Consider the following 12045-nt stretch of genomic DNA (forward strand, 5'->3'; position numbering starts at 1 on the left):
CAGCCAGCTTTTTATCCGGCAGTTTCGTTAATCACAAGGACGGCAACCGTGGCCCAGCACTCTCCCTCTTTCTCCGCCTTCTCCCCCCTGCTGCAGGATCTGGCCCAACGCCAGTGGCAACGGCTGACTGAACTGGCCCCCGACTATGGCAACCAGCCCGAGCCGGTGCGCCAGACCCTGCTGACCCTGCTCGGCCTCTCCGATTTTGTCGCCGACTCTCTCTTCAAACAGCCGGAGTTGCTGACCGAGCTGCTCACCTCCGGGGATCTGGAGCGGGTCGAACGCTGGCCCGCCTACCAGAGTGACCTCACCTCCCTGCTCGCCGAGGTGAGTGATGAAGAGGCCCTCAAGCGTATCCTGCGCCAGTTCCGCCGCAGCCGCATGCTGGTGATCGCCTGGCGCGAGCTGCTGGGCCATGCCGAAGTGGAAGAGAGCTTTATCCACCTCACCAAGCTGGCGGATGCCCTCATCTGCTCCGCTCGCGACTGGCTCTACGCCAAACAGTGCGGCGAGCTGGGCACCCCGATGGACGGCAACGGCAACCCGCAGCCGCTGCTCATTCTCGGCATGGGCAAGCTCGGGGGCGGCGAGCTCAACTTCTCCTCGGATATCGACCTTATCTTCACCTTCCCCGAGAACGGCTACACGGTCGGCGGGCGGCGCGAACTCGCCAACCAGCAGTTCTTTATCAAGCTGGGCCAGCGCATCATCAACGCCCTCCACCAGCCCACCCAGGATGGTCAGGTGTTCCGGGTCGACATGCGGCTGCGCCCCTTTGGCGATGCGGGGCCACTGGCCATCTCCTTTGCCGCCATGGAGGATTATTACCAGCATCACGGCCGCAACTGGGAGCGCTACGCCATGGTCAAGGCGCGGGTGCTGGGCCCCCAATGCGAGCACGCCGTGGAGCTCGCCGAAATGCTGCGCCCCTTTGTGTTTCGCCGCTATATCGACTTCGGCGTTATCGACGGTCTGCGCCAGATGAAGGCGATGATCGCCGCCGAGGTGCGCCGCAAGGGGCTGGAGGGCAACATCAAGCTGGGGGCTGGCGGCATCCGTGAAGTGGAGTTTATCGCCCAGGCGCTGCAGCTTATTCGCGGCGGTCGTGAACCGGCGCTGCGGGTGCGCCACCTGCCCGAAGCGCTGGCCGCCATCGACCAATGTGGCGCCCTCGAATCTGCCCATTGCGATCGCTTGCTGGAGGCCTATCGCTTCCTGCGCCGGGTCGAGAACATATTGCAGGAGATCGGCGATCAGCAGACCCAAACCCTGCCCACCGAAGAGCGGGATCGCCAGCGGCTGATCGCTGCCCTCGGCTTTGCTGACTGGGGCGCCTTTATGGCTCATCTCGATGAGGAGATGGCCGCCGTCCATCAGGAATTCGCCGCCGTGGTGGGGGAAGAGAAAGAGGCCCCCGCCCATCTGGAGCAGCTCTGGCTCGATCTGTGGCGCACCGAGCTCGACGCCGCCGAGCTGGAAAAACTGCTGACCGCGCAGGGGGTGGCCGAACCCGCCCCGCTCTGCGCCGCTCTGCTGCGCTTCAAGGAGGAGTACAAACGCCGTCAGGTGGGGCCGCAGGGGCGCATCGCGCTGGACTGGCTGATGCCGGAGCTGCTGCGGCTGGTGGTCGCCAGTGAGCAACCCGCCCGCCTGTTCGAGCGGGTGTGCGAGTTGCTGACCCGCATCTTCACCCGCAGCGCCTATCTGCAACTGCTGGCGGAAAACCCGGGCGCCCTGCGCCAGTTGGTGCGGCTGTGCGACGCCAGCCATCTGGTGAGCGAGCAGCTGGCCCGCTACCCCATTTTGCTGGACGAACTGCTCGATCCTCAGCACCTCTACCACCCCACCCCGCTCGATCAGTACAAGCCCCAGCTGCGCCAGTTCCTGCTGCGCATCCCCGAAGAGGACGTGGAGCAGCAGATGGAGGCGCTGCGCCAGTTCAAGCAGGTGCAGCTGCTGCGCATCGTGGCTGCCGACATCGCCGGCGCCCTGCCGCTGATGAAGGTGAGCGACCACCTCACCTGGCTGGCGGAGGCGATCACAGAGGAGGTGGTCAATCAGGCATGGGCCCAGATGAGCGAGCGCTACGGGGTGCCGCCCGAGGTGGCGCTGAGCGGCCAGCGCGGCTTTGCGGTAGTGGCCTACGGCAAGCTGGGTGGCATCGAGCTCGGTTACGGCTCGGATCTCGATCTGGTGTTCCTGCACGGCGGCGACCCCAACAGCTACACCGACGGGCGCAAACCCATCGACAGCCGCCAGTTCTACCTGCGCCTCGCCCAGCGGATCCTGCACCTGTTCAGCACCCGCACCCCATCCGGCATCCTCTACGAGATCGACATGCGGCTGCGCCCCTCCGGCGACTCCGGCCTGCTGGTCTCGTCGCTGTCGGCCTACGAGCAGTATCAGCAAAACGAAGCGTGGACCTGGGAGCATCAGGCGCTGGTGCGGGCCCGCCCCATCTATGGCGATGACACCATCGTTGCCGAGTTTGGCCGCATCCGCCGCGATGTGCTGGCCAGGGAGCGGGATCTGCCGACTCTGGCCCGCGAGGTGCGCGAGATGCGCCACAAGATGCGGGATCACCTGCTCAAGGCGGGTGCCGGCGAGTTCGACCTCAAGCAGTCACCCGGCGGCATGGTAGATATCGAGTTTATCGCCCAGTATCTGGTGCTGGCCCACGCCTGCAGCGAGCCCGATGCCCTCACCCGCTGGTCCGATAACGTGCGCATCTTCGACGAGTGCGTGATGGCGGGGGTGCTGACGCTGGAGCAGGCGGAGGGGCTGAAGCAGGCCTATCTGGAGATCCGCAACCTCGGCCATCGCCTCAACCTCTCGGAGATCTCCCGCAAGGTGAGCGACGATCAGCTGCAGAGTGAGCGCAGCCATGTGCTCGCCGTCTGGCACCCCCTGCTGGGGGAGTAATTCCCGCCAGCGGCAATGAAAAAGGGCCCGCCTGAATTGCTTCAGGCGGGCCCAGCTCTTATCGGTAAAACAGCATTCTTACGGCTGCTCAGCCGTGATCCATCACCGTCTCCACCAGCATGCTGTTGAAACGCTGATAGGCCTCTTCCTCAAGAAGCCCCGGATAGCTCAACACCCGTAGTTCATGACCCTTGTAGTCAGGATGATAGGGTGGGTGGAGATGGGCATAATCGTTGAGACAAAAGCCCAGCCCCTGATAGAAGCGCAGACGGCGAATGGCAATCTCATCCTCTGGCGGATCGATCTCGAGAATGACGGTTTTGCCTGCCCGCTCGCAAAATTCGGCCAGCAGGCGGCTGCCGTAGTTGCGGCCGCGCAGCGCCGGATTGATGGCCAGATGTTCGATATAGATCTGCTCACCGCACGCCCACCAGAAGATGAAACCGAGCAACAGGCCGTCCTGATAAAAGATTTGGCAGTGATAGCGAGGATCCCGCATCTTCTGTGGCTGATGCTGTGACTGGCGCTGCTCGTAGCGGGGAAAACTCTCGCCATAGATCTGCCAGACCAGCGGCCACGCCGGATGGTTTACCTCTCTAATCACTTCACTCTCAATCATCAGAACTGCCTCTCGTTTATTTTGCAGAACGTTCATCTATACATGAAAAGTTCTGCCACATCATCCTCTGATAAAATAGAAGCCAGAACGCCCGATTAGCGGGCGCCATCCGGTTGCGAGACAAACTGCTGCTGGCTGCCATCGGGCAGCAGCGCCAGCACACTTTGAGCGGCCAGTTTTATCCCTGCCAGCTCGGTGGCCGAACCGAAGTTGGCAATCAGTCGAGTGCCATCGGCAAACTCGCTCTGTTGCACAACTCCTCTTTTATCGAGCCAGCGAAAACCGGTGAGGGGCTGGTTGTAGAGCCGCTCATGCAGCGGGCGGAAGAAGGCATCGAGCCCCTTGAGATAGGGAATGCGCGCGCTGGCACTATCCAGACTGAGGTTGAGCAGCGGCGGCACGTTGTAGAGCTGCTGCAACAGTTCGGTGACCTGACGGCTCTCCCTGAACTTGAGGCTATCCATCGTCCAGTGGTGGGTGGTCACTATGCTGTCGTGAAAGACGCTCTGGAACAGCGGCAACCGCAGCGCCGGATCGAAGTAAAGCCCCTGATACTCAGGTTTTAGATGGCTCTGGCGAAAGAAGAACGCGGGCTGATAATCGGGATACCAGGCTCCCAGATAGTAGGGAGAGCGCTTGTTGCGGCGCATATCGGGATCCTGCCAGCCAAAGCCGCTGGTCTGGGGGCCGTGGGCAAAAGCCGCGGTGCGGTTGGCAACCGCGCCGCCCTCCTCGGAGCCCACCAGCACACCCTGACTCTTGGCAATCCACGCCATCCCGGCCATCCGGTTTTGCGCATCCTGCGCCTGAGTAGTTGGCTTGGCCGGGTCGAAGTCGTCAAACACCATGCCGGTCGCCGCCACATCGAGGAACCAGCTGTTGTAGTGGCTCGCCTGCTGCAACCAGGGTACGCGCTGCTCCATCACCGGGCGCACACAGGCCTGATTGGTGTAGACACCGCTGCTTTGAAAGCCGCTCTTGCGCCGTCCGTTCGCCTGCATGATGCCGCAGCGCAAATAGATATCCTGCCCCATCTGGGCGGTGAGCCAGCTCTGTTGGCGATTCCCCTCCGGCAGCGCGGTATCGTAGGAGTCGTAAGGGGCGATGAGATAGCCCGCCTGTTTGGCAAGTTCAATCCCCTCTGGCGAAGCAAAACCGGCGGTCCACTGGGGCAGCCCCAACCAGAGTCTGGGTAGTCCAGCCAGCTTGAGAGCGGCGATCATCTTGGCCGAACTGCCATCGCCCCAACTCTGCGGCTCGTTGAGCGCAGCCCCCAGTTGCGTGGCCGCCAGCGTGCGCCGGGCAGCGAAATCGGCCGGTTGCTGACCCGGATGGCGCAGCGCCAGCGCCTGCTCAACTCCGGTCAGCACCAGATTTTGCAGATAGCGGTTGCGCTCAAGATCGGGCGCTTGCAGCGCACTTTTACTCTCCCCCTTGAGCCAGTCGGCGGGGATCAGGCGGCGCAGCGCGGGCCAGCTCTTCACATCCTGTGGCACCAGCAGTCGCTCGCCCCAGAGATAGAGGTGAGAGGCGCCGATCAGCCGCTTGCCATCCTTTACTGCCGCCAGCTTGCTCTCGAGCGAGACCAGCTCGCCCCGCGCCTGCAACCAGCTGCGATAGGCCTTGCCCGCCGCCAGCCAGTCGTTGCCCGGCTGCAGCGCCACCGCCACCTCATAGGGGTCAGCCTGATTAAGGCGATTGACGCTGTGGGTCGCCGTGAGGGCAATGCCATCTTTCTTCGGAGCAAAGGTGAGCCGGTTGTTGAAAGGGTTGGCAAAGAGGATCGCCAGCTGCTGATCGCCGTGATCCAGCCCGACCAGCGGCAAGGTCAGATTATCCGTGGTGTTGATCCCCTGATACTCCTCGAGCAGCGCCTTGCGCCACGCGGTGTGGGTAGCCGGAATGCGAAATCCCTCGTGGATCGGCAGCATCAGCGCCTGTGCCCCTGCCGGCACCCGCGGCCATACCAAGTCGCCTGCACTCGCGCGGCTCAGGGTGAGGATCAGGCGGTTGCCCTCAAGGCGGGCCAAGGCCCGTACCTCGCCATCAGCACGGGTCAGCCAGCTGGCACGCTCCCCCTCCTGCTGCAAGGCGGTGACAGGCTGACGCGGGCCGGGAGAAGAGATGGCAAGGTGCTGGCCCGAGGGCAGCATAGCCTCGGCCGCCAGGGTGGCGGGATCCAGCTCGATACGCCACTGACCATTGGCCAGGGTCAGCGCCTCGGCAGGCAGGGAGAACAGCGGCATCAACAGCAGCAGCGGGCGGATCCGGCTCGTTAGCACGGGGAAAGAGGTCATGGTCGGTGATTCCTGATAAAAACGGGAGCCGCCATTGCAGCAGATCGGCGGGCTCAGATTGTCAGGCCAATGTCAGGATTAAGCCCAGAGCAGAGGCGGAGAGGCTTCACAGCCATTTCACCTTTAGTAACCACCACCATCCACCGGGCAATTGTTGCAAATAACATCAGTAAAATGTCACAGTAATTGCACCAGCGAAACAATCTCTGCCCGAGGCTGGCCATCCATCGCTGCCTGCAACGACTCAACCCCTTGGCATCACTCCACCGGCCCCGCCTGACTGTGGCTCAGCTGCAACACCAGCTGGCCACGCTGGCTGGTCTGCACCAGCGAAAGGGTGCGCCAGCTGTCGGGCGTGGCGGCAGGCCAACCCACCTTGCCATCGAGAGGCAGGCGGTTCCACCAGATCAGAGAATATTGCGGGCGAGCCAGCACAGTCTGCTCAAGCCAGAGCGGAGTGCACGAAGCGGGATTGGCGGGGGGATTGGCCACCGCCAGCGGCGAGCGGGAGAGCCAGTCCAGATCCTGCACCGCAGGCAGCGGTAACGTCACCTGCCAACGCTGGCCCGCCACCGTCAGCCGCAGCTGATAGAGTCCGGCTGGCAAAGGCGTCGGTAGATCGGCCCCCACGACTCTCACCCCCTTACTCCCCTCCGCCTCCCACTGGGCGCCAGCAAGTCGGTCACGGCCAGCGAGATCGATAAGTTCCGCGGCGGCGATGGCCCCCTCGCCGGTCAACTGCACCCGATAGTCCCGCAGCAGCGGCGCATCGCGCTGGATCAGCTCAAGGCGCAGCTCGCTCACCCCATCAGGCAGAGTGAGCGGGAAATCCTTGCCGCAGTGCTGGGTACTCAGCGCAGCCAACATCCCCTGCCAGTTGCGGCGCTCGGCATCGCTGTTGAGTGCGGGCCATGCCTGCTGCAAAGATTGCCAGGCATGCCGGTTATCCCCCTGCAACAGCGCCAAGGTAGCCGGTTGCAGCGGGTCGGTGCGATCGGTGGCCAGACCCTCTGTTGCCATCACGCTGCTTGCATTCAGAAGGCCGCCGCTTAGAGCCAACAGCAGTCCAGCCCGCGTTGCACGCTTCACGCTGGCTCCTCCAGCCGGTAGCCGATGCCGCGCACCGTCTCGATGGCCAGTCCGGGTAGCTTCTGGCGCAACTGCAGAATATGGGTATCGACGGTGCGGGTGGAGGGGAACGCCTGATAGCCCCACACCCGGTTGAGGATCTCCTCCCGGCTCAGCACCCGCCCCGCCATCCGCACCAGCAGGGTGAGCAGGGCAAACTCGGTGGGGGTAAAGCTCACCTCCGCATCCTGCCAGCTCGCCTGCATCCGGGCGGGGTGGAGCTGCAAGCCGCCCACCGCCTGAGTGCCATCCCCCAGCTGACGCAGCTGGGCCCGGATCCGCGCCAGCAACTCATCGTGGGAGAAGGGCTTGGTCAGGTAGTCGCGCGCCCCTGCATCGAGCCCGGCCACCCGATCGCTCACCTCCACCCTGGCGGTGAGCACGATCACCGGCAGCGCCTTGCGCGCCAGCCACTGGGGCAGCCAGTCGAGAGCATCCCCCTCCGGCATGGTGCGATCCAGCAGCACCAGATCCGCCGCCAGCCACTGCTGCTCCGCCGCTGTCAGGGTGTCGCACCAGAGGCAGCGATACCCTTCGCGGGTCAGATAGCGTTGCAGGTTCTCCGCCAGCAGCGCCTCGTCTTCGACAAGCAGGATGGTCTTCATGATTCGGGGTCGCTCCAGAGTTGGCAGGGCAGCGTCAGGGTAAAGGTAGTGGGCGGGCCGGATAGGGTGAGGCGCCCACCAAGACGGCGCAGCAGATGGCGCACGATGGCAAGCCCCAGCCCCAAACCCTCGGCACGGGCACCGCGGCGCAGCAGGGTAGCGAGCCGGTAACCCGGCAGCTCGCCGCCATCGCTGACCGCGAGGATCAAACGCCCCGCCTGCCAGCTGGCACAGATCCGAACTGGTGCGCGGCCATGTTGGCTGGCGTTGCGCAGCAGGTTGTCGAGGGCGAGATCGAGCCAGTAGAAGGGGAGCGCCAGAGTCATCTCCCGCTCAAGGCAGAAAGTAGCGTCATGCCGCTCGCAAGCCAGGGTGAGCCACTCGGCCAGACTGACCGCCACCCGCTCATCTTCGAGAGTCTCTGCCGCCAGATAGTGGCGGCTGGCCTGCGCCAGTTGATGCAGGCGGGCGACACTGCCCAGCAGCTGACCCACGCTCTGCTGGGCGGAAGGGGGCAGCCGGTCGAAATCGTGGCGCAGCTCCTCGCTGATGCCGGAGAGCGCCATGATGGGAGTGCGCAGCTCGTGGGTCAGCATCTGCAACGCGATACGCCGCTCCCGCAGCAGGCGCCAGCGCTGCCAGCTGGCCCACCCCAGCAGCAGGATGAAACCGAGAGAGCTGGCCAGCGCCAGCCACTGCCAGTCAAGCGTGGGGCGAGTATTGAAACAAATCGCTCCGACTCGCTCTTCACAAGTACCAGCGGTACGGCTATCCAGCGTCACGCCAAGCCGATCGGCCAGCGGCTGCCACTGCCCCGCACCATAACGGCGCCACTGCCCATCGGCAAGCAGCCAGAGCTGACCCGCTTGCAGCAGCCAGCGCTCCCCCCTCAGCAGGGCGTCGAGGTTGTCATCGCCGAGCTCGCCAAGCAGCCCCAACCGATCGCGCCGCTCCCGTACATGGAGCAGAGCGTCGAGCCCGGCCGCCGAATGACCAGCCTGCCAGCGCGCCGCACTGGAGCCGCCCAGCGGATAGACGGGGTGTGCGGCAAACCAGCGGGTCGAGGGCACAGCCCCTTGGCCGCAAAACGCCTGCAGCAGTGGCAGCCACTCGGCAGGCAACTCATTCTCTGTCCCGCACTCCTGCTGATAGCGATAGATGGCTTGCAACTGGCGCAGCGGATAACGCTGCCAGGCGGGATAGAGGGAGTCGGGAGCAATCAGGCGACGATCGAGCCGCTGCACCTCGTCAAGAGGCAGCGCCTGTTCGGGAGCCTGCTCGGCCAGCGCGCCCGCCAGACGATCTGCCAGCGGCCCGGCCAGCACGGGATACGCCATGCCGTAGCAGGTCAGGGAGCAGAGCAGCAGGATCAGGCGCATGGGTTCAACTCGAGATGACTCCGGACCAAGGCGCAGCAGATCACTGCGCCATAAAAAATATCAGCGCCATTTTTCAATGGCGCTGATATCCGGTCAACCGCTAACGGCATTGGCGCGGCTCCCGCCAGCCCATATGAACCGTCACCTATTTGAACAGTCCCTTGAGCAGCTGGTCAGCCACCCCTTTGACGGCCTCGTTGTCGGCCTTGTCACCCAGCAGCTTCTTGAGGCCGCGTTCGGCCTCCTTGCGCGCCTTATCCTCCAGCAGCTTGTTGTTGCTGAGCAGCGCCTTCACATCGAGCTGATAGCTGGGCGCCTGCCAGTGACCGCCGATCCGCACCGGAATGGTGATCTCCTTCAGCTCGTCCACATCCTTGCCCCCCTGCCCCTTGCTGCTCTCGACAATGGAGGTGAGGAACAGGAAGTCGAGGCTCTCCGGCACCAGCGCCGTCTGCCCCTCGCCCTTGACCCGCAGGGCTGGGGCAAAGAGCTGGATGTCGTTGCTGCGAGCAATGCCATCGGCAATCTGAAAGCTGGCGGTCAGGGCGCTGAAATCGGTCTTGCGCACCTCCTTCACCTGCTCGGCCCCCTTGCCGCTGAGGGTAGCCCGCGCCTCGCGGATCATCTCCGGCAGGTTGATGCCATGCAGGGCACCGTCGCTCAGTTTCAAGGTAACCTTGCCCTGCATCCCGTTGCGCAGTGCCAGCGCGGAGAGACCACGGCCCTGCACCTGCACATCGAGATCGCCCTTGCCCTCCAGCAGATCGCTCTGAGCCAGAGTCTGCAACAAGGGACGAATGTTCACTCCGGCCACCTGCTTGTGCACCTTGTAGGTGGCGGGCTGCTGGCTCGCGTCGAGTACCCCGTTCGCGCTTACCTGACCGCCAGCCACGGTCGCGCTGAACTGTTTGAGCGTGAGCAGTCCCTTGGCCAGAACCACCTGCAGATCGACTGCGCCGAGATCCAGCCCTTTCAGACGCAGGCTGCCGAGTTGCAGCCGACCATCCAGATCCCCCCCCTTGAGCGCGCCCAGATCCGGTTCAACCGCGGAGAGAGCTTCGCTCTTGCCGGTTGCCGCTTTATTGCCATTTGCAGGAGTGTTGGCAACACCGGTCGCCGGTTTGTCCTCTTTCGCCTGCGCAGGTGTGTTAGGTGCTGATTTGGTGAGCCATTTGTCGAGATCCAGCGTCTCCCCCTTGAGATCGAAGCTGATTACGGGAACAGCGCCAAGCTGCACGGTTCCATCACCACTCAGCAGCGCCTCATCAGCACTCATCACCAGCTTGCTCAGGGTAATCAACTGCTTGTCGAGCTCGGCACGGGCAAACCCGGCCAGTTTCAGCTTCATCTGCGGGCGTGGCAGCGCATCACCTTCCAGCGCAGCAGTCAGCAGTACATCGGAGAGCTCGGCAAGCTTCATCTCCTTGTCGAGCCGTCCCTTGAGCGTTCCTTCCAGCGAGCCAGCCAGTGAAGCTTGCAGCCCCTCGACCTTGGCCCCCTTCAGCGCCAACGTGAGGTTGCTCCACTCACCCAAGGCCAGTCGGTCTCCCTTGATGGAGAAACTGTCGAGTCGCAGGGACGGATCACTCAGGCTGCCACTGAGGCTCAAGTCTTTCAGTTCACTGGCCATCACCTCCTGCGCCAGCTTGATCTGGGTCTGCCCTTTAACGTCGAAAGCGAGCTTGTCGGCACTCCCCTTGGCGGCCAGCGTCACGGGAACCCACTGACCGGTGGCCAGCTGCCCCATATCGAGATCGAGGCGATACAGTCGCAGCGAGGTGCCGCTGCGATCATCCTGTACCAGCGCACTGGCTTGGGAGAGCGCGACACCCTGCAAGCTGATCTGCCAGGGCTTGCTATCAGTGGTCGGCGCAGGGGCTGCAGGGGTGACCGATTCGCTTGTATCAGCAGTGGCCTCCTTGATCAGTCCGCTCAGATTGGAGCTGCCATCCGCCTTGGTCTGGATAAAGAGATGGGCGCCACTCAGGGTCACCTTGCCAATCTCCAGACGATGTGAGAGCAGCGGCAACAGGGCCACCGAGGCCTCGCCTTGTTCGAAACGAACCAGATCCGGCTCGGCAAAACCGGCCGGATTGCGCAGAGCCACCTTCTCCAGCGAGAGGCCGAGACTCGGCCAGAAACGCCAGTCAATCTCCCCCGCCATCACCAGTTCCCGGCCCGTGCTCTTGCGCACCTGTTCAGCCAGTTGGGGCTTGAATTGATTGGGGTCGATAAGGCTTATCAACGTCACTATGGCCAGCAAGGCCGCCACGGCGATGCCGAGCAAGATGAGAACTATCTTCTTCACGATATGCTCCTTGAATCCGGATCCACTGCTGACTATACCACTCACCGTCTGACGAATGGCGTCTGCGGGACAAAAGCGGACAAGGATGAGACAGGGATGGTCGCTGCCAATCCCCATCGTCATCAGCAAGGATCAGGCTGCAAAGGAGATTGCTGCAACCGCGCCATCGCGGTGCGCGTCGACTCGAAAGCAAAGCGGGACAAGGGGATATCGCTGATCTTCAACCACTGACAGGTGGCCACATCATCAGCCGGCTGGATGACCGGTTTTTCGCTCAGCACGATGGCAAAGAAGGTGTCACAGGTGTGATAGGTGATGCCATCGTAGGGGTAGATATTGGGGAACGAACCGAGATAGGTAAAAGGTTGAGCGCTGACATCAAGTCCCAGCTCCTCCTGCAACTCGCGCACCAGAGCCGCCTCCAGTGACTCGCCGGGATCGACAAATCCTCCCGGCAGATCCAGCAACCCCTTGCCCGGATTGCCCGCTCTCACTGCAACCAGCACCTCGTCCTGCCAGCAAAGCGCCACCATCACAGCCGTCGCCACATTCTGGAAAAAATGAAAACCGCAGCCACAGCGAAACTCTTTGGGGCTGACGCTCTGCAGGGTTTGACCGCCGCATTTTGGACAAAACATGGGCTATCTCCGACCAGATAAAGCGCCATTTTAAGCTGTTGCGACCGTTTTTTATGAGTAAAACAGACGGGGAAGACGAGGAATTCAAAGGAATAGTAATAAAACGGGGCAATTATCAGGCGATTTGCTGATTTTCAGGCAATAAAAAA

At 63.0% G+C, this 12045-nt stretch carries 8 protein-coding genes; 1 reads left to right on the forward strand and 7 read right to left on the reverse strand.

The window, feature by feature from the left end; all coding sequences use genetic code 11:
• The first annotated feature begins 48 nt into the window (after positions 1 to 48).
• Positions 49 to 2922, forward strand: coding sequence for a bifunctional [glutamate--ammonia ligase]-adenylyl-L-tyrosine phosphorylase/[glutamate--ammonia-ligase] adenylyltransferase (gene glnE / locus AACR93_RS22720; protein ID WP_043849867.1), 2874 nt, complete (start codon positions 49 to 51; stop codon positions 2920 to 2922).
• Positions 2923 to 3010: 88 nt separating this feature from the next.
• On the opposite strand, the gene AACR93_RS22725 is transcribed toward glnE, so the two are convergent.
• From AACR93_RS22725 to AACR93_RS22755, 7 genes are all read right to left on the reverse strand, one after another.
• The gene (locus AACR93_RS22725) at positions 3011 to 3541 is read right to left on the reverse strand and encodes a GNAT family N-acetyltransferase (RefSeq protein ID WP_043849868.1); all 531 of its coding nucleotides are present in this window, start codon (positions 3539 to 3541) and stop codon (positions 3011 to 3013) included.
• A 95-nt stretch (positions 3542 to 3636) separates the two neighbouring features.
• Positions 3637 to 5838: a glycoside hydrolase gene (locus tag AACR93_RS22730; protein WP_043849869.1), complete on the reverse strand. Its 2202-nt coding sequence runs from the start codon at positions 5836 to 5838 to the stop codon at positions 3637 to 3639.
• Between the two features lie 258 nt (positions 5839 to 6096).
• Positions 6097 to 6927 (reverse strand): DUF2861 family protein, encoded by an 831-nt coding sequence (locus AACR93_RS22735; protein WP_043849870.1) that lies wholly within the window; start codon positions 6925 to 6927, stop codon positions 6097 to 6099.
• The gene (locus AACR93_RS22740) at positions 6924 to 7571 is read right to left on the reverse strand and encodes a response regulator transcription factor (RefSeq protein ID WP_043849871.1); all 648 of its coding nucleotides are present in this window, start codon (positions 7569 to 7571) and stop codon (positions 6924 to 6926) included. The genes AACR93_RS22735 and AACR93_RS22740 overlap by 4 nt, the downstream gene beginning before the upstream one ends.
• Positions 7568 to 8950: an ATP-binding protein gene (locus AACR93_RS22745; RefSeq protein WP_043849872.1), complete on the reverse strand. Its 1383-nt coding sequence runs from the start codon at positions 8948 to 8950 to the stop codon at positions 7568 to 7570. Before AACR93_RS22745 ends, AACR93_RS22740 begins: the two co-directional genes overlap by 4 nt.
• A 145-nt stretch (positions 8951 to 9095) precedes the next feature.
• A complete protein-coding gene (locus tag AACR93_RS22750; protein WP_043849873.1) occupies positions 9096 to 11258 on the reverse strand; it encodes an AsmA family protein in 2163 nt (720 codons plus the stop codon).
• Positions 11259 to 11380: 122 nt separating this feature from the next.
• Entirely contained in the window at positions 11381 to 11896 is a 516-nt protein-coding gene (locus tag AACR93_RS22755) for an NUDIX domain-containing protein (RefSeq protein ID WP_043849874.1), read from the reverse strand.
• Positions 11897 to 12045: the final 149 nt, after the last annotated feature.

The sequence above is a fragment of the Aeromonas sp. L_1B5_3 genome (genome assembly GCF_963866575.1).
Lineage (GTDB): Bacteria > Pseudomonadota > Gammaproteobacteria > Enterobacterales > Aeromonadaceae > Aeromonas > Aeromonas jandaei.